Below are 18,215 nucleotides of genomic sequence, written 5' to 3'. Positions count from 1 at the left end.
CCGCGCAAGCCCGGCGGCGGTGCGCCGGAACGGGCGGCCGGCGGCGGGAGCGCCGCGGCGGCAGCGTCCCCCGCGCCGTCCGGGACCGCCGACGGCGAGGACCCCGGGGAGGGGACCGGCGCGAAGGACGGCAGCGGCGGCTGACCGCGCGCGGCGGCGCCCGGCCCCGAGGGGCGGGCGCCGCCGATGTGTGCCGCGGTCCCCGGCTGCCGGGGGCTCCCGCCGTGTCCGGTCCGGGAGCGCACGCGTCGTCTAGACGGCGGTCTCCTCGTGCACGAACGCCGTGAGGCGCTGGAGCACGTCCGGGTCGGTGCTCGGCAGCACCCCGTGGCCCAGGTTGAAGATGTGCCCGTCCGCGGCGCGGCCGCGGGAGAGGATGTCGCGGGTCCGCTCGGCGACGACCTCCCAGGGCGCGAACAGCGTCGCGGGGTCCAGGTTGCCCTGGAGCGCGGTGCCCGGCTGGACGCGCTGGGCGGCCTTGTCCAGGGGGACCCGCCAGTCCACGCCCACGACGTCGGCCCCCGCCTCGCTGAGCAGGCCGAGGAGCTCGCCGGTGCCCACGCCGAAGTGGATGCGCGGCACCTCGTACTCGCTGAGCTGGCTGAAGATCCACGACGTGTACGGGAGCACGGAGGCGCGGTAGTCCTCGGCGCTGAGCGCCCCGACCCAGGAGTCGAAGAGCTGGACCGCGCTGGCCCCCGCCTCGATCTGGGTGCGCAGGAAGCCCAGCGTGATGGTGGCCAGGCGGCGCATCAGCTCGTCCCACAGCTCGGGCTCGCCGTACATGAGCGCCTTGGTGTGCTCGTGGTTCTTGGACGGGCCGCCCTCGATGAGGTACGAGGCCAGGGTGAACGGGGCGCCCGCGAATCCGATGAGCGGCTTGTCGCCCAGCTCGTCGACCAGCAGGCCGACCGCCTCGGTCACGTAGGTCAGGTCGTCGGGCTCGATCTCGCGGAGCCGCTTGACCCCGGTCGCCTCCCGGATCGGGTCGGCGACCACGGGGCCGACCCCGGGTTTGATGTCGAGGTCGATGCCGATGGCCTTGAGCGGCACGACGATGTCGCTGAAGAAGATCGCGGCGTCGACGTCGTACCGGCGCACCGGTTGCATCGTGATCTCGGTGATCATGTCGGGGCGCGCGCACGCCTCAAGCATCGGGACGTCGGCGCGCACCCGTCGGTACTCGGGCAGGGAGCGCCCGGCCTGGCGCATGAACCACACCGGCGTGTGGGTCACGGGAAGGCGCCGGCAGGCGCGGAGGAAAGGAGATTCTTGCAGGGTCACCCCTCGATCGTGCCATGCCCTCCCCGGTACTCCCACTCGGATCGCCCGAGCGGGGTGGCGGCGGCGGGGCCCCGGGACGGCCGAAGGTCCCGAACCGGCGCGGTAGAAGGCGACCCGGTCCCAAGATCATCACAAAACACCGACACGCCGCTCCAACTCCGACCCGCGACCGGTGACTCGTGCCACGGTCGGGTGCGTGCCCCTCCCCCCGCCCGCGGCGGGACGGCGGAGCACGTTCAGACGACACCCGCCGGTGCGTGATCACCAGAGAACGAAGGCTGACGTTTCCACCATGCCCGATGTCGGTAGCGCCGAGGACGCGCATGAGACGTTCCGGCGAGCGGTCGAGGCCCTGCACTCACCCCTCCACCGCCCCGAGATCACCGTCCGGGAGATACCCGCCCCCCAGCGGTTGGCCCCCCACTCCGCCGCCGTGTCCGCCGAGGTGACGGTGGACGGCGAGGAGGTCGCCTGGGGCCGTCTCATCGTGCTGTACGACCCCGAGAACACCCGCGACTGGCCCGGCCCCTTCCGAGTGGTCTGCCAGGTCAACTCCGAACTGGAGTCGGACATCGCGACCGATCCGCTGCTCGGACCGGTCGCGTGGAGCTGGCTCACCGACGCCCTGGAGGCGAGTGCGGCCACGCACCACACCCTGAGCGGCACCGTCACCCGCGCGACCACCGAGGGTTTCGGCACGAAGTCGGACCAGGGCTCCACCACCGAGGTCGAGATGCGCGCCTCGTGGACCCCGGAGTCGGACGACCTGTCCGTGCACGCCGACGCGTGGGCGGCGCTGCTCGCCTCCGCGGCGGGGCTGCCCCCGCTGGACGTCGCCGACATACGCCGCCAGCGTTCGCGACCCTGACCCGGGGCGGTCGGGCCGCCGGGGCGGCGGTGCGCGCCCGGCGGCCCGTTCCCGTGCCCGCGGGGCCCCGGCTCCCGGGTGGCGGGGGCCGGGCGCGCGGAGGGGTGCGCGGCTGCGCGGAAGCCACCCGATTTCCACGTCCGGTGGCGACAGCGCATACCGTAGTGGTGTGGCGAACGCGTTGAACTCCAAGACAGACCCCCGCGAACCAGGCGACGACGACGCTGAGAGGGCGCCCCTGCTGCGGGAACCCCGTGAGGGCCTGCCCGAGGTCACCGCCGACGCCGAGACCCTGGCCGGTGTCATCGCGGCGCTCTCCGCCGGCACGGGCCCCGTGGCGGTGGACGCCGAGCGCGCCTCCGGCTACCGGTACGGACAGCGGGCCTACCTCGTCCAGCTGCGCCGCAACGGCGCGGGGTCGGCGCTGATCGACCCCATCGCGTGCCCGGACCTGAGCGGGCTCGACGCGGCGGTGGGCGAGGCCGAGGTGGTGCTGCACGCCGCCCACCAGGACCTGCCGTGCCTGTCCGAGGTCAACCTCCGCCCGAAGCGGCTGTTCGACACCGAGCTGGCCGGGCGGCTCCTGGGCCATCCCAGGGTGGGCCTGGGCTTCATGGTGGAGCGGATGCTCGACATCCGGCTCGCCAAGGAGCACTCCGCGGTGGACTGGTCGCAGCGCCCCCTCCCCGAGGACTGGCTGCGGTACGCGGCCCTGGACGTGGAGATCCTCATCGAGCTCCGCGACTCCCTGGAGGCCGAGCTGGAGGAGACCGGCAAGCTCGGCTGGGCCCGCGAGGAGTTCGCCGCGGTCCTGGCGGCTCCGCCCAAGGAGCCGCGGACCGACCCCTGGCGCCGCACCTCGGGCATCCACCGGGTGCGCAACCAGCGCGCCCTGGCCGCCGTGCGCGAGCTCTGGTACGAACGCGACCGCATCGCCCAGGAGCGGGACATCTCGCCCGGGCGGGTGCTCCCGGACGCGGCGATCGTGGAGGCGGCGACGACGATGCCCCGCTCCACGACCGACCTGGCCAAGATCCGGCAGTTCGGGATCAAGCTCGCCCGCCGCTACCTGACGACGTGGATCAAGGCGGTCAACCGCGCGCGCGACATGGCGCAGGCCGACCTGCCCCGGCCCAACGCGCCGGGCGACGGCCCGCCGCCGGTGAACCGCTGGGCGGACCGGGCCCCCGAGGCCGCGCGGAGGCTGGAGGCCGCGCGGACCACGGTCACGGGCATCGCCGAGGAGATCGTGATGCCGACGGAGAACCTCCTGCTGCCGGACACGGTCCGCCGGCTCGCCTGGGCGCCCCCGGAGACCGTGGACCCCGACGCCGTGGGGGTTTTCCTGCGCGAGCGCGGGGCACGTGAGTGGCAGGTGGGCCTGACCGCGGAACCCCTGGCCACGGCCTTGCGGGACGCGGAGAAAAGCTAGCGTTTACCCGCTTCTCACCCAATCAATCCAAACGTGACGGAAGTCACCGACCCATAAGGGTGTTTGACGCCTGTTCCGTAGCCCCGTGTCCGATTAAGTTATAGAAACGTGCCTTGGAATATCAGGGCTTCTTGACCTCTTACGGGTGTGACGGCCGTCGGCTGCGAGGCCGCGGTTGCGCGATCAGGGAAATGTGGTGAGTCTGCTGTCGTTCTGGCGTGCGTTGCTGCGCGAGACCGGGTTGACGGGTGCGACCAGGACACGGTCCGCCGATTCCGCCAGCGCCGTACCCGCTCGCGAGGAACGGTCCGTGACCCGTCCGGCCGAGACCCCTGTGCCGAGTCCGGCCCCCGTCGGCGGCGGGGGGTTCGAGACGCTCTCCCTGGCAGAGGAGCGCTCCGAGAGCACCCCGGACGGCGCCCCCGCGCCCACGTCGGGCATGCGGGCCGCCTCCCTGGAGCGCGCCCTGCGCTCCCTCGTGGAGCGGCTGGGCACCGAGCACCCCGACACCATCACCGCCCGCAACAACCTGGCGACCAAGTACGCGCAGATGGGGCGCCGCCAGGCGGCGGTGCAGCAGTTCGAGCTGGCGCTGTCCGAGGCGGTCGCGGTCTTCGGCGACGAGCACCCGCGCACCGAGATCATCCGGGAGAACCTGGCCTGGGCCTACGAGGACGCCGGGCGCCCGGCGGACGCCTCCGGGCAGTGGGAGCTGCTGCTGCGCGAGCGCGAGCGCCAGTTCGGCGCCTCCGACGAGGACACCGTGGAGGCGCGCATGCGCCTGGCCGTCTGCTACCGGCGCAGCGGCCGCCTGGACGCGGCGGTCGCGCACTACCAGCAGGCGATCGAGGACGTGGCCTCGACCGAGCGGCGCGAGGAGCTGCGGCTGGGGCTGAGCGCGGCGCACAACATGTCCGGGCGCTACGACGAGGCGATCAACCAGCTCCGCATGGTCCTGGCCGCGCGGCGCCGCCGCCTGGGCAAGGGCCACCTGGACACCCTGGCGGTGCACCACCGGCTGGGCCGCGCCTACACGCAGGCGGGCCGCACCGACGAGGCGGTGGAGAGCCTGCGCGAGGCCTACCGGGTGGCGCTGAACTCCTCCGGCGACCCGGAGGTGCGGCGCCTGACCCTGCGGCTGCGCCGCGACCTGGCCGGCGCCTACAACGCGGCCGGGCGCCACCGCGAGGCCAACGCGCTGCTCTGACGGCGCAGGCGGGGCGGAAGGCGAAGGGGTCCGATCGGGGCCGGGGTGGACCACCCCGGCCCCGACGCGTGTGCGCGCCGGGTCCCGGCCGCGGTCCCCGCAAGGCCTCGGGCCGGTGCGGAGCGGCGGCGCGCACCCCGCGGCCCCTGCGCCCGAACCCGCAGCGGTCCGCCCCGGGGCGCCGGCGCGTGCCGGGGCCGCACCGCGCCGGGTCGGAGACCGCCGCCGGCGGCCATGGGCCGGACCCGTTCCCAGGATGTCGCGAAGACGTCGGCCCCGCCGCTCGCACAATTTGTTACTGACGAGTAGCATGGGCGCAACAAGTCCACTCACCCTTGGAGAAGGAGGGCCCATCGTGCCGCGAACTGCCCGCGATGTCGTGTTTGTCGACGGGGTGCGCACCCCGTTCGGCAAGTCAGGCAAGGGCCTCTACGCCGAGACGCGCGCCGACGACATGGTCGTCCGCGTCATCCGCGAACTGATGCGCCGCAACCCCGGCCTGCCGCCGGAGCGCGTCGACGAGGTCGCCATCGCCGCCACCACCCAGATCGGCGACCAGGGCCTCACGATCGGGCGCACCGCCGCGATCCTCGCCGGGCTGCCGCGCAGCGTCCCCGGCTACTCCGTCGACCGCATGTGCGCGGGAGCGCTCACCGCCGTCACCACCTCGGGCGCGGGCATCGCCTTCGGCGCCTACGACGTGGTGATCGCGGGCGGCGTGGAGCACATGGGCCGCCACCCCATGGGTGAGGGGGTCGACCCCAACCCGCGGATCGTCTCCGAGAAGCTGGTCGACCCGTCCGCACTGGTCATGGGCAACACCGCCGAGAACCTGCACGACCGGTTCCCGAGCATCACCAAGGAGCGCGCCGACGCCTACGCGGTGCGCAGCCAGGAGAAGGTCGCCAAGGCCTACGCCGACGGCAAGATCCAGCCCGACCTGGTCGAGATGCTGGTCCGCTCCCTGGAGAAGGGCTACGGCCTGGCCACCCGGGACGAGCCCCCGCGCCCCGGCACGACCATGGAGTCGCTCGCCGGCCTCAAGACCCCGTTCCGCTCGCACGGCAACGTGACCCCCGGCAACGCCGCGGGCCTCAACGACGGCGCCACCGGCGCCCTGCTGGCCGCGGAGGACGTCGCCGAGGAGCTCGGCCTCGACGCCCGCATGCGCCTGGTCGACTTCTCCTTCGCCGGTGTCGAGCCCGAGGTCATGGGCGTGGGCCCCGTCCCCGCGACCGAGAAGCTGTTCGCCCGCCAGGGCATCTCGATCGACGACGTCGGCCTCATCGAGATCAACGAGGCCTTCGCCGTCCAGGTGCTGGCCTTCCTGGAGCACTTCGGCCTCGCCGACGACGACGCCCGCGTCAACCCGTGGGGCGGCGCCATCGCCATCGGGCACCCGCTCGCCTCGTCCGGCGTGCGCCTGATGATGCAGCTCGCGCGCCAGTTCGCCGAGCGCCCCGACGTCCGGTACGGCCTCACCACCATGTGCGTCGGCCTCGGCATGGGCGGGACCGTCCTGTGGGAGAACACCAACTACGAGGGGGGCAAGTGAGCAACGCGATCGAGCAGGCGCGGAAGCTGTTCAAGGACGAGGTCGTCACCAACGCGATCTCCCGCGACGTCGAGCTCCCCCACGGCGCGGGCACGGCGGTCCTGATCACCCTGGACAACGGCCACGACCACACCAAGCCCAACACCTTCGGCCCCGGCGGGCTCCTCAGCCTGGACGCCGCGATCGAGGCCGCCCGTGCGCGCACCGACATCGCGGCCGTGGCCGTCACGGGCAAGCCGTTCATCTTCGCCGTCGGCGCGGACCTGACCGGCGTCCCGGCGATCCGGACCCGCGAGCAGGCCCTGGCCATCGGCAAGCTGGGGCACGACGTGTTCCGCAAGCTCGGCGAGCTGCACGTGCCCACCTTCGCCCTGGTCAACGGCGCGGCCATGGGCGGCGGCGTCGAGGTGGCGCTGCACTGCACCTACCGCACCATCTCCTCGGGCGTGCCGGCGCTCTCGCTGCCCGAGACCTTCCTCGGCCTGGTGCCCGGCTGGGGCGGCACGTACCTGCTGCCCCGCCTGATCGGCGCCGAGAAGGCCCTCAAGGTCGTCATCGACAACCCGCTGGCCCAGAACAAGATGCTCAAGGGCCCGCAGGCCTTCGAGATGGGCATCGCCGACGCGATGTTCGACCCCGCCGACTTCGTCGAGGAGTCCCTGCGCTGGGCCGCGAAGGTCCTCAAGGGCGACGTCGTCGTCGAGCGCCCCGAGGTCGACGAGGGCGAGGCCTGGGACAACGCGGTCAACATGGCCCGCTTCACCGTCGAGGGCAAGCTGCACGGCGCCGCCCCGGCCCCGGCCCGCGCCGTCGAGCTCGTCGCCGAGGCCAGGAACCGCACGCGTGACGAGGGCTTCGCCGCCGAGGACGAGGCGCTCGCCGACCTCATCATGAGCGACGAGCTCAAGGCCGGCCTGTACGCGTTCGACCTGGTGCAGAAGCGCGCCAAGCGCCCCGCCGGCGCCCCGGACAAGTCGCTCGCCCGCAAGGTCACCAAGGTCGGCGTCGTCGGCGCCGGGCTGATGGCCGGACAGCTGGCGCTGCTGTTCGCCCGCCGCCTCGACGTCCCCGTCGTCATGACCGACCTGGACCAGGCGCGCCTGGACAAGGGCGTCGCCTACGTCCACGGCGAGATCGACAAGCTCCTGAAGAAGGGCCGGATCGGCAACGACAAGGCCAACCACCTCAAGGCCCTGGTCAGCGGCTCTCTGACCAAGGACGCGTTCGCGGACGCCGACTTCGTCATCGAGGCCGTGTTCGAGAACATGGAGGTCAAGCAGCAGGTGTTCGCCGAGGTGGAGGCGGTGGTCTCCCCCGAGGCGATCCTCGCGACCAACACCTCCTCGCTGTCGATCACCGAGATGGCCTCCGGCCTCCGCCACCCCGAGCGGGTCGTGGGCTTCCACTTCTTCAACCCGGTCGCCGTCCTGCCGCTGCTGGAGATCGTCCGCGGCGAGAAGACCGACGACGCCTCCCTGGCCACGGCGTTCGCCACGGCCCGGAAGCTGAAGAAGACCGCCGTCCTGTGCAAGGACGCCCCGGCGTTCGTGGTCAACCGCCTGCTCACCCTGTTCATGGGCGAGGTCCTGGGCGCCGTGGGCGAGGGCACCGAGCCCGAGGTCGCCGACCGCGCGGTCGCGCCCCTGGGGCTGCCGATGTCGCCGCTCCTGCTGCTCCAGCTGGTCGGCCCCGCGGTCGCCCTGCACGTGTCCGAGACCCTGCACGAGGCGTTCCCCGAGCGCTTCGCGGTCTCCGCCGAGCTGGCCGAGATCGTCAAGGCGGGCAAGACGGCGATCTTCGCACCGGACTTCACCATCGACCCCGAGGTGCGGGAGCTGTTCACCGGAGGCGACAAGCCGTCCGAGGAGAGCGAGATCCTGGACCGGGCGCTGCGCGCGATGGCCCGGGAGGTCCGGCTGATGCTGGACGAGGGTGTCGTGGCCGAGGCCGCCGACATCGACCTGTGCCTGATCACCGGCGCGGGCTGGCCGTTCCACACCGGCGGCATCACGCCGTACCTGGACAAGGTCGGCGTGTCCGAGGCCGTGAACGGCAAGCGGTTCCACGAGGGCGCCCCGAAGGCGTTCTGACCGAGGAGCGCCGCCGGACGCGGACGGGCCCGGCCACCCCTGTCGGAACAGCGGGGGCGGCCGGGCCCGTTCGCGTTCCCCGGGACCGCGAAATCGCACTTCACAGACATTTCGACTACTCGAACATACTGATCAGTAACCCTGTGCAATGTCTGCCTCGTGGCAATCTCCCCTGAGCACCAGATATACGCCGAGTTGTTCGCCGACGCGCCGGACATGGCCGTCGGCTTCCTGCGCGACCTCGGCGTGAACGTTCCCGACTACGAACGGAGCGAGGTCACCTCGTGCGACCTCGGCCACGTCGATCCCGTGGAGCGCCGTTCCGACATCGCGATCATGCTGCGCGGCCCCGGCCCCGACGGTCCCCACGACCACCTGATGGGCATCGTCGTGGAGGTCCAGCGCGATCAGAAGGAGCGAAAACGCTTCACCTGGCCCGAATACGTAGCCAGCTTGCGGTCCAGGCACGAGTGCCCGGTCATGCTCCTGGCGGTCTGCCCCCGGCAGTCCGTGGCCGACTGGTACGCCGAACCGATCCGCCTGGGCCATCCCGGCTTCGCCCTCCACCCCATCGTGGTGGGTCCGGACGACATCCCCGTCGTCACCGACCCCGGGACGGTCGCCGTCTCACCGACCCTGGGAGTGCTGTCGGCGGCGGCTCACGGGGCCGGAAGGACCGACGTGCTGGACGCCCTGCACAGCGGCCTGAGCGTCATCGACCCGGAGAAGGCGGCGAAGTACATTGGATACTCGCTGCACCTGCTCGTCGACACCAACGGACAGAAGGCACTGGAGACACTCATGATGGCGGACACGTACGAGTACAGCAGCACCTGGGCCGACAGTCTCAGGGCCGAGGGTGAGGCCGACATGCTCCTGAGGATCCTCGGGGCCCAGGGCATCGACATCCCGGACGGGGCGCGCGAGCGGATCAGCCGCTGCCGCGACGTCGGCCAACTCGCCGCGTGGGCCGAGAAATCCGCCGCCATCACCCACATCGACGAGCTGTTCGACGAGTGACCTGAGCCCGGGGCGGGTCCGGGCGCCTCGGAGCCCGGACCCGCCGCCGTTCAGCGGACGGTGGCCGCCCGGAGCGGCCCCGCGGGCAGCGTCCCCTGCTGCCGGTACCAGGCGTCCGTCGCGGCGACGGTCTCGGCGACGGAGCGGAACTCCACGCCCAGGTCCCGCTCGGCCAGCCCCGAGGTGATGTGCCGGTCCTCGCCCTCGCGCAGGACCCGCACCCCGGCGCGGGTCGCCGTCGGCTCGCCGCCGCCCAGGCGGGCCTGGAGCTCCATGAGCGACGCCGCGGCCAGTGCCAGCCCGGCCGGGACCGCCCGGGGCGGGCGCACGCCCGTCTCGGTGGCGACCGCCCCGGTCAGCCCCGGCACGGACCGCTTGACCCCGGCCACCACGTAGCGGTCGTGCCGGCCCACGCGGGCGGCGGCCACGCAGGCGAATGCCACGTCGCGGGCGTCCACCACGTAGTTGGACAGCCGGGGCACCGCCTTGACCGCCCCCTTGGCCACGCCGAGGAAGAGGCGTCCCGAGGAGGTGGGCCCGGCGTCGCCGGGCCCCCACATCCACCCCGGCAGGACCACCGAGACGCGGGTGGACCCGGTCCGCCCCGATCGGATCATCTCGTCCACGGCCCGCTCGGCGCGGACCTTGCTGGAGGGGTAGCACTCCGAGACCCGGAGCCCCGCGTACTTCGCCGGGGGCGGGGTCGACTCGTCGGCGGGCTGTTCGGGACCGCGCAGAGCCAGCGTGTTGATGGAGCTGGTGTGGACGAACACCGGCACCCCCGCCTCGGCCGCCGCGGCCAGGACCAGTCGCGTCCCGGTGACGTTGACCCGTTCCAGGGGCTCGGTGAGGGAGGGGTCCTGGAAGTACTCGCGGAAGTAGGCGGCGGTGTGGAAGACCTCGTCCACCCCCGCGAAGAGGGAGCGGTAGGAGTCGGGATCGGTGACATCGCCCGGGGCCAGGCGCAGGCGGGGATCGGCGGGGAGTAGCGTACGGGCGCGGTCCAGGTCGCGGACCAGGGCGACGACCTCCTGCCCCTGCTTCAGCAGGAGTCGCACGATGTTGCTGCCCAGGAGACCGGTCGCGCCGGTGACCAGGGCCCTCTCCCTCGCCGGGAGCGGTGTGGTGTGGGTGTCCGCCATGGTTTCACATCCCAAATATTATATAGTTGATCTATAATCATTACTCGTGATTATTTATGGAGTGAGGGTGACCGAGTTATGGAGAACGCGGCCGAGTGGGACACCCCCCTGTGGCACACGACCGGTTTCCGGCTGATCAAGCTGGGCGAACTGGCCCAGGCGACCACCGCGTCGATCTTCGGACCCCAGCAGATCTCCTCGCGCGAGTTCCACGTCCTGTCCGCGGCGGCGTCGATGTCCAACCCCTCCCAGAAGGAGCTGAGCCGGGTCCTGGGCGTGGATCCCAACGTGATGGTGGGGCTCGTCGACAGGTTGGAGGAGCAGGGGCTCGCCGTCCGGGAGCGCAACCCCCGGGACCGGCGGCGCTACATCGTGACGACGACGGAGAAGGCGGCGCGCATCCTGGAGGAGGCCCGCGAGACCGTCGCCGAGGCGGAGTCGGAATTCTTCGCCACGCTGTCGGAACAGGAGGTCAGGACCCTGCACGAGCTGGCGGGGCGCCTGCTCGCCACCCACCCCCGGGTGACCAAGCAGGAGTAGCCGGGAGGGGACGGTGTCGGGGGCCGCGCGCGGCCCCCGACACGCGGGGCGTCCTACTCGGAGATCCCGAAGCGCGCGTGCACGCGCTTCAGCGGGGCCGGCGCCCACCAGTTGGCGCGGCCGGCCAACCGCATGAACACCGGCACCAGCACGCCGCGGATGAGGGTGGCGTCCACCAGGATCACCACCGCCATGCCGATGCCGAGCATCATCAGGTAGAGGACGTCGGAGACGGCGTAGGTGGCGAAGGAGGCGGCGAGGATGACCGCCGCCGCCGTGACCAGCGGGCCGCTGCGCTGGAGCCCGGCCGCGACCGCCCTCGTGTTGTCCCCGGTCAGGTCGTACTCCTCCTTGATCCGGGACATCATGAACACCTCGTAGTCCATCGACAGCCCGAACGCGATGCAGAACATCAGGATCGGGAACGTCGTCTCCAGCGTGCCGTTGGCGGTGAAGCCCAGCACCCCCGACAGGTTCCCCTCCTGGAAGATCCACACCAGGACCCCGAACATCACCGCGAGGCTGAGCACGTTGAGCACGATCGCCTTGGCGGGCAGCAGGATGCTCCCGGTCATCAGGAACAGGATGACGAAGGTGATCGCGAGGATGAGCCCGAACACCAGCGGCACCTGGCCCAGCAGGGCCTCGCGGAAGTCGGTCAGGTCGGCCGGGTAGCCGCCGATCTGCGTGTCGCCGGGTGCGGGCACGTCCCGGATCCGCTCGATCAGGTCCTCGACGTCGGTGAGGGCGTCGGAGCTGGGCACCACGGAGAACCAGGTGGCCTCGGCCGAGCCGAACCTGTCGTCGGCCCCGGGCTCGGGCCCCGCGACCTCCTGGCCGCCCGTGTAGCGGCCCGTGAGCGCGTCCACCTGGTAGACGCCCTCCACCTGCGACAGGGCCTGCGCGTACTCGCCGAGGGCGGCCGTGCCGGCCCCTCCGGGCGTGTCCACCAGGACCTGCACCGCGTCCATCTCCTCCTGGACGAAGTTGGTCTCGATCTGGTCCTGGACGTCGCGGCTGGAGTTGCCCTGGGGCAGCACGCGGGCGTCGGGCAGGCCGAAGTCGAGCCCCGTGGCCGGGGCCGCCAGGAGGAGCACCAGGCCCAGCGCGGGCAGGCCCCACAGGATCGGCCGGCGCATCATCCTCAGGGCGGTGGAGTGCCACCACCCGCTGTCGGGGTCCGGCTCGCGCTTGGGGCGCACGCGGTGCCCGACCTTGGCGAGCGCGGCGGGCAGGATGACCAGCGCCGCGAAGACCGACGTCACCACGGCCCCCACGCCCGAGTAGGCGAAGGACTGGAGGAAGGGGAACGGGAAGAGCATGAGGCAGGAGAGCGCGACCGCGACGGTCAGTCCGCTGAAGAAGACGGTGCGCCCGGCCTTGGCCACCGCCAGCGTGACCGCCTCGGGGACCTCCCTCCCCCTGGCGAGCTCCTCGCGGAAGCGGTTGATGACGAACAGGCTGTAGTCGACGCCGAGTCCCACGCCCATGACCAGCGTGAGGTTGGCGGCGAAGGTGGACACGTCGGTGAAGTAGGTGACGCCGCGCAGCAGCGCGAGCGTGGCGATCACCGAGAAGAGGCCCATGGCCAGGGTCAGTGCGGCGACGGAGACCCTGCGGTAGATCAGGAGCAGCAGGACGAACACCAGCGGGAAGATGATCAGCTCGGCGCGGATGAAGTCGGCCTGCGCCTGCTGGGCGGCCTGGCGGAAGATCTCGTCGCCGCCGCCCACCTCCACGCGCAGGACCTCGTCGTCGCGGGTGAACTCCGGGGAGATCTCGCCGAGCGCCGTGCGCGCCTCGGTGACGGTCCCCTCCATGCGGACGGTGATCAGCGCCTGGGACCCGTCCTCGGAGCGCATCGCGGGGGAGTCGCCCCGGCCCCAGTAGGACGCGGTCTCGGCGACCTCCTCGCGGGAGGCCAGCTCCCGCTCCAGCGCGGTCGCCGCCTCGACGACCTGCGGGGCGTCCACGTCGCCGCCCTGGGCGGTGACCAGGAGCAGGAAGTGGTGCTTGCCGGTGCCGAAGCCGTCCTCCAGCAGCTGCTCGACCCGCTCCGACTCCGAGCCCGGGCTCTCGAAGCGGCTGAGGAGCAGTCGGTCCATGGTCCCGGCCGCCAGGACCAGGCTGACCAGGGCCAGCGCGATGCAGGCCAGGATCACCCGGCCGGGGCGCCGGGCCAGGCCCTCCCCGAGCCGGGTCAGGAACGGGGGGCGCCCCGGCGGGGCCCCTTCTGTGCTCGGTGGTGAGGTTGTCGTCGGTGACGAGGCCATCGTGTGTGTTCGCCTTCCAGGGTCAGGAGGTGGGGGCGTGCCGCTCCAACCACGCGGCAGCCGTCTCGTACAGGAGCTCGGATCCGGCGTCGACCGTCACGAAGTGGCCGGCGTCGTCCAGGGTGGTGGCGGTGACGTCGGGGCTGGAGGTGAACAGCCCGGGATAGCCCTCGACGCCCTGGCGGAGGACGTCGTGGGCGCCGAAGACCAGGTGGACGGGGACGTCGATCTCCCCGACCAGGTCCAGGTCGTAGAGGATCGCCATGGGCTCGGAGATCATGACGCCGCAGGGGTTGCGGCCCCAGTGCTCCTCCACCTCGGCGGCCACGGCGGGGTCGGCGTCGGCGCCGAGCCCCCCTTCGCGGAAGTCCTCCAGGGTGGGGTCGAAGTGGACGTAGCCGCGGGGGTCGCCCGGTTCGGCGTGCTCCTCGCCGCCCTCCAGACAGGTCTGGTAGGCGGTGAGGAAGCGCCGGTTGGTGTCGTCGGTGATGCCCACGGCCGCCCACCCGGTCAGGAGCAGGCCGTCCACGTCGCCGAAGGAGACGGAGGCGGTCTCGGCGACCAGGGCGCCGCTGGAGTGGCCGCCCATGACCACGGTGTCGAAGGCGGCGGGCTCGCCCCCCTCCACCCCGTACGCCCCCTCGCGGAGCTGCCCGACCACCTGGTTCGCGATGTCGGCGTGGGCCCCGCTGCAACTGGCGAAGCCGTCGGGGATGTCGCTGGACCCGTAGCCGAGGCGGTCGATGGTGACCGAGGCGTGGCCGCGGGCGGCCAGCTCGTTGACGTAGTTGCGCCCCTCGACGTCCAGCCGCCAGATCCACTCGCCCGTGTTGGTGCCGTGGACCAGCAGGGTCACGGCCGGGGCCTCGGCCTCCAGGACCTCGGCCGGCGCGGTGAGGTGGCCGCGCACGGTGTACTCCTCCCCGTCGGCGGAGCACCGGCCGCGGGTGCGGTTGACGTTGTCGACCGTGAACTCCACGGGGAGGTCCACCACCCCCTCGGGGAGTTCGGCGGGGGCGGCGGGCACGGCGGTTCCCGCCGCCCCGGGAGCTCCCGCGTGCGGGGCCCCGGACGCGGTCCCGGGAAGGGGCCCGGGGACCGCGGGGGCCGCGGCCGTGGTGGCCGCGACGGTGAGGGCCGCGGCGACGGCGGCCGCCAGGCGGGCGGCGCGTCCGAGGGGGCGGGTCATGGGTGCTCCTTGGCGTGCGTGGGCGCCGGTCGGGCGGCGGGGTCCCGTGCGGTTCACCGCTCCTCCAGCCATGCGGCGAGGTCCTCGCGCAGGGCGGCGGCGCCCGGTTCGAGGACGAGGTAGTGGCCGGCGCCGGCGACCGTGACGGTCTCGCTCGCCGGCGCCCCGGTGAAGAGCGCGGCGTGCGAGGCCCCCTCGCCCACCCGGGTGTCGTCCTCGGCGAAGGCGAAGAGGACGGGGACGTCGATGCGGTCCACGCGGCGCATGTCGGTGGACAGTGCCTCCACCTGGGTCCCGAGGTCCCCGCAGGGGGTGCGGTCCTGGAGGGACGCGGCGAGCGCGGCGGCCGGTGTGGAGGTGTCGTGGAAGTTGGCCCTGGTGAAGGACGTGTCGCCGACGTCGACGTAGGTGTATCCGGCGGGGTCGTCCCCGTCCGGGTCGGGCGGACCCGCGCCGGCGTCGGCGGGGACCCCTCCCTGCATGCAGGAGGCCAGGCCGCCGAAGAAGCGGGCGTTGGCGCGGTCGGTGACGCCGGTGCCGCTCCAGGCCATCAGGACCAGGGCGTCGGGCGCCCCGGCCCCCTCGAAGGAATAGGCGGTGATCTGGGCGATCTGGGCGCCGCTGTGGTGCCCGGCCAGGGTGACCCGGTCGAAGGCCGGGACGCCGCCGTCCAGCGCCGCGGGGTCCCCGACCGTGTAGTCGCCCTCGCGGACCTGGGCGATGACCTGCGACGCCATGTCGGCCTGGCTCCCCAGGCACAGGGCCATGCCGTCGGGGCGGTCGCTGGAGCCGTAGCCGAGCCGGTCCAGCGTGAGGGAGGCCTGGCCGAGCAGGGCCATCTCCTCCGCGTGGTGGAGGCCGGGCTCGTCCATGCGCCAGAACCACTCCCCCGCCGCCTGTCCGTGCTGGTAGACGGTGACGGCGGAGTCCTCCTGCGCGAGTGCCGCCGCCGGGGCGGTCAGGTGCCCCCGGAGGGTGTACTCGCCGCCGTCGCTGTTGCACGGCAGCCGGGAGTCGTTGCCGTTGGTGACGGTGAAGGAGACGGGGACGTCGACGATGTCGGCTCCGGCCATCCGGCGCGCGGTGGCCTCGGCCCGCTCCTCCGCCGTGGGCACGGGCGCCGCGGAGGTCCCGGAGCCGCCCGCGGGCAGCAGCACGAGCACGGCGGCGGCCACGGCGGCGGCGCCGGCCCCGGCGATCAGGGCCTTCCTAGTCCCGGACATGGGCCACCTCGGTGTTCTTCCTGTCGGGCTCCGCGACCGGGGCGGGCGCGGGGCCCTCCTCCGGGGTCGCGGGGCGGCCGGTCGTGGTGTAGGAGGGGGCCGCCCCGGTGTCCGGTGCGTCCCCGCCTGGCCCGTGCGGGCGGACGGGCTCGGCCGCGCCCTCGCCGAGGGTCGCGTCGAAGGCCCGGTGGAAGCGGCGCAGCGGCTCGGGGGCCCACCAGGTGGCCCGCCCGGTCATGCGCAGCACCGAGGGCACCAGGAAGCAGCGCACGACGGTGGCGTCGACGACCACCGCCAGGGCCACGCCCCAGCCGAGCATCATCGTGTTGGTGACGCGGGAGGCGCCGATGGCGAGCAGGACGACCGCCAGGGTGACGGCCGCCGCGGTGATGATGCCGCCGGTGCGCCGGAGGCCGAGTTCGACGGCCGCGCGGTGGTCGCCCACCCGGTCGTACTCCTCGCGCATCCTGGACATCAGGAAGACGCCGTAGTCCATGGACAGGCCGAAGGCGATGCAGAACATGAGGACGGGCAGGGCGGTGTCGATGAACCCGGTGGGGGTGAATCCCAGCGGCCCGCTCAGGTTGCCGTCCTGGAAGATCCAGACCACCGCGCCGAACATGGCGGTGAGGCTGAGCGCGTTGAAGAGCACGGACAGCAGCGGCAGGACCAGGCTGCCGGTGAGCAGGTAGACGAGGACGAGCATGCTCACGACGACGGCCGTCAGCGCGAGCGGGATCTGCTCGGCGATCGCGGCCTGCGCGTCCACGACGGCCGCGGCCTGGCCGGAGACGGACGTCTCCAGCGGGGTGTCGACCGCGCGGATGGCGCGGACCAGGTCCTGGCTCTGGGGGGAGATGTCCTCCACCCCGGGGTCGGGCATCACCTGGAGGTAGGCGAGGTCGTCGGACTCGCGCAGGGCGTCCACGGGGGTGCGGGCCCGGGTGTTGGCGCCGTCGGAGTACACGCCCAGGGGCGAGCGGACCTCGTCGACGTCGTCCAGGGAGGACAGGGCGGAGGCGTAGGCGTCGAGGGCGGCGGCGTCGGTGTCCTGCGGGGGGCTGTGGACGAGCACGTCGACCGCTCCGGTCGCGGTCGAGCTGAAATCGTCGCGGATGACGTCCATGACCTGGCGCGACTCGGTCTCGGCGGGCAGCTGGCGGTCGTCGGCCATGCCGAACTCCACCCGGAGGAAGGGCAGCCCGGCGACGACCAGGACGATGAGCGACACGGAGGCGAAGAGGGGGGCGCGGCGCATGACGAGGCGGGTGAGCCGCTGCCAGCGCCGGTCGGCGGCGTCCTCCGGGGAGAGGGGTTCGGCCGCGCCGGTGCGGCGGCGGAGCAGGCGGCGCGGGTCCAGGGAGTTGACGCGGTGGCCGAGGAGGGTGAGCAGGGCCGGGAGCACCACCAGTGAGGCGAGGGCCGCCAGCGCCACCACCGTCACGCCCGCGTAGGCGAAGGAGCGCAGGAAGTAGAGCGGGAAGAGCAGCATCGCGGCCAGGGCGGCGGAGATGGCCAGTGCGGAGAAGACCACCGTGCGCCCGGCCGTGCGGACGGTGACGGCGGTGGCCGTGGGCGGGTCGGCCCCGGCGGCCAGCTCGGCCCGGAACCGGCGCACCATGAGCAGGGCGTAGTCGATCGACAGGCCCAGCCCGAGGGCGATGGTGAGGCTCTGGGCGAAGACCGACACGTCGGTGAACCCGGCGATCACGTAGAGGGCGGCGTTGGTCCCGATGATGGCGACCACCCCGACCAGCAGGGGGAGGACCGCCGAGACGACGCTGCCGTAGACCCACACCAGGATGAGCAGGGTCAGGGGGAGGGCGATCAGCTCCGAGCGCAGGAGGTCCTCGGCGATGGTCGACTCGATGTCGTTCAGGACGGCGGTCTGCCCGCCGACGCTGACGGTGAGGGAGCCGTGCTCCCCTCCGTAGGCCTCCGCGATCGCGGCGACGGCGGGCCCCGCCTCGTCCTCCGTGCCGCTCACATGGGCGGCGATGAGGGCGCGGGAGCCGTCGTCGGACTTGAGCTCCTCGGAGCCGGTCTGCCAGTAGGAGGTGACGCCTGCGACGGCGTCCTCGTAGGCCAGCCCCTCGGCCAGTCCGAGCGCCCTGCGGGCGACCTCGCGGTCGTCCACCCCCGCCTCGGCCTCGACCAGGAGGATCAGGTTGGGCCGGCTGTCGGGGAAGTGCTCCTCCAGGACGTCGCCCGCCAGGGCGGACTCGGAGAGGGGGTCCTCCGTGCCCTGCCCCGCGCGGAGCCGGTCCGCGACCCCGGAGCCCAGGACCACGGCCCCGACCACGGCCAGCAGGGCGGCGAACAGCACCCACCAGGGTCTGCGCGTGGTCAGCCCGGTCAACGCGTCGAGCATCGTGCCACCCCCGTTCTTCTT

At 72.9% G+C, this 18,215-nt stretch carries 13 protein-coding genes; 7 read left to right on the top strand and 6 right to left on the bottom strand.

The features are described from left to right. Nucleotides 1–252: 252 nt before the first annotated feature. A complete protein-coding gene (hemE, locus tag ACFQBR_RS25740) occupies nt 253–1,278 on the bottom strand; it encodes a uroporphyrinogen decarboxylase (protein WP_344182842.1) in 1,026 nt (341 codons plus the stop codon). Nucleotides 1,279–1,576: 298 nt separating this feature from the next. Between hemE and ACFQBR_RS25735 the strand changes: the two genes are divergently transcribed. The 6 genes from ACFQBR_RS25735 (at nt 1,577) to ACFQBR_RS25710 (ending at nt 9,456) form a co-directional block, all read left to right on the top strand. Continuing rightward, the gene (locus ACFQBR_RS25735) at nt 1,577–2,152 is read left to right on the top strand and encodes a DUF3000 domain-containing protein (RefSeq protein ID WP_267949182.1); all 576 of its coding nucleotides are present in this window, start codon (nt 1,577–1,579) and stop codon (nt 2,150–2,152) included. Between the two features lie 181 nt (nt 2,153–2,333). Continuing rightward, a complete protein-coding gene (locus tag ACFQBR_RS25730; RefSeq protein ID WP_267950332.1) occupies nt 2,334–3,584 on the top strand; it encodes a ribonuclease D in 1,251 nt (416 codons plus the stop codon). Between the two features lie 202 nt (nt 3,585–3,786). Then, the gene (locus ACFQBR_RS25725; protein ID WP_378554633.1) at nt 3,787–4,791 is read left to right on the top strand and encodes a tetratricopeptide repeat protein; all 1,005 of its coding nucleotides are present in this window, start codon (nt 3,787–3,789) and stop codon (nt 4,789–4,791) included. Nucleotides 4,792–5,146: 355 nt separating this feature from the next. Next, on the top strand, nt 5,147–6,346 hold the full coding sequence (locus ACFQBR_RS25720; protein ID WP_344182839.1) for a thiolase family protein: 1,200 nt from the start codon (nt 5,147–5,149) through the stop codon (nt 6,344–6,346). Then, a complete protein-coding gene (locus ACFQBR_RS25715) occupies nt 6,343–8,436 on the top strand; it encodes a 3-hydroxyacyl-CoA dehydrogenase NAD-binding domain-containing protein (protein WP_344182837.1) in 2,094 nt (697 codons plus the stop codon). Before ACFQBR_RS25720 ends, ACFQBR_RS25715 begins: the two co-directional genes overlap by 4 nt. Nucleotides 8,437–8,595: 159 nt before the next feature. After that, nucleotides 8,596–9,456, top strand: a complete 861-nt coding sequence (locus tag ACFQBR_RS25710; protein ID WP_344182835.1) for a hypothetical protein — start codon at nt 8,596–8,598, stop codon at nt 9,454–9,456. Between the two features lie 50 nt (nt 9,457–9,506). Here the strand turns inward: ACFQBR_RS25710 and ACFQBR_RS25705 are convergent, their stop codons facing one another. After that, a complete protein-coding gene (locus tag ACFQBR_RS25705) occupies nt 9,507–10,598 on the bottom strand; it encodes an NAD-dependent epimerase/dehydratase family protein (protein ID WP_344182833.1) in 1,092 nt (363 codons plus the stop codon). A gap of 78 nt (nt 10,599–10,676) precedes the next feature. On the opposite strand from ACFQBR_RS25705, the gene ACFQBR_RS25700 reads away from it, so the two are divergent. Then, nucleotides 10,677–11,138: a MarR family winged helix-turn-helix transcriptional regulator gene (locus ACFQBR_RS25700; protein ID WP_267949177.1), complete on the top strand. Its 462-nt coding sequence runs from the start codon at nt 10,677–10,679 to the stop codon at nt 11,136–11,138. A gap of 53 nt (nt 11,139–11,191) precedes the next feature. Here ACFQBR_RS25700 and ACFQBR_RS25695 read toward each other — a convergent pair whose 3' ends face one another. From ACFQBR_RS25695 to ACFQBR_RS25680, 4 genes are read right to left on the bottom strand one after another with little or no spacing between them, the layout of a single operon-like run. Then, nucleotides 11,192–13,411, bottom strand: coding sequence for an MMPL family transporter (locus ACFQBR_RS25695; RefSeq protein ID WP_344182831.1), 2,220 nt, complete (start codon nt 13,409–13,411; stop codon nt 11,192–11,194). Between the two features lie 22 nt (nt 13,412–13,433). Further along, nucleotides 13,434–14,600, bottom strand: coding sequence for an alpha/beta hydrolase (locus ACFQBR_RS25690; RefSeq protein ID WP_344182829.1), 1,167 nt, complete (start codon nt 14,598–14,600; stop codon nt 13,434–13,436). Between the two features lie 53 nt (nt 14,601–14,653). Next, nucleotides 14,654–15,823 (bottom strand): alpha/beta hydrolase, encoded by a 1,170-nt coding sequence (locus ACFQBR_RS25685; RefSeq protein WP_344182827.1) that lies wholly within the window; start codon nt 15,821–15,823, stop codon nt 14,654–14,656. Beyond that, nucleotides 15,810–18,194, bottom strand: coding sequence for an MMPL family transporter (locus ACFQBR_RS25680; RefSeq protein ID WP_344182825.1), 2,385 nt, complete (start codon nt 18,192–18,194; stop codon nt 15,810–15,812). Before ACFQBR_RS25680 ends, ACFQBR_RS25685 begins: the two co-directional genes overlap by 14 nt. Between the last annotated feature and the right edge of the window lie 21 nt (nt 18,195–18,215).

Origin of the sequence: Nocardiopsis tropica (assembly GCF_042660575.1) — a bacterium.
Taxonomy (GTDB): domain Bacteria; phylum Actinomycetota; class Actinomycetes; order Streptosporangiales; family Streptosporangiaceae; genus Nocardiopsis; species Nocardiopsis tropica.
This window is presented reverse-complemented; position numbering and strand designations above follow the sequence as displayed.

Coding starts and splice junctions, on each gene's coding strand:
- ACFQBR_RS25680 (WP_344182825.1), bottom strand. CDS start 18,194: ATGCTCGACGCGTTGACCGGGCTGACCACGCGCAGACCCTGGTGGGTG.
- ACFQBR_RS25705 (WP_344182833.1), bottom strand. CDS start 10,598: ATGGCGGACACCCACACCACACCGCTCCCGGCGAGGGAGAGGGCCCTG.
- ACFQBR_RS25690 (WP_344182829.1), bottom strand. CDS start 14,600: ATGACCCGCCCCCTCGGACGCGCCGCCCGCCTGGCGGCCGCCGTCGCC.
- ACFQBR_RS25735 (WP_267949182.1), top strand. CDS start 1,577: ATGCCCGATGTCGGTAGCGCCGAGGACGCGCATGAGACGTTCCGGCGA.
- ACFQBR_RS25685 (WP_344182827.1), bottom strand. CDS start 15,823: ATGTCCGGGACTAGGAAGGCCCTGATCGCCGGGGCCGGCGCCGCCGCC.
- ACFQBR_RS25700 (WP_267949177.1), top strand. CDS start 10,677: ATGGAGAACGCGGCCGAGTGGGACACCCCCCTGTGGCACACGACCGGT.
- ACFQBR_RS25695 (WP_344182831.1), bottom strand. CDS start 13,411: ATGGCCTCGTCACCGACGACAACCTCACCACCGAGCACAGAAGGGGCC.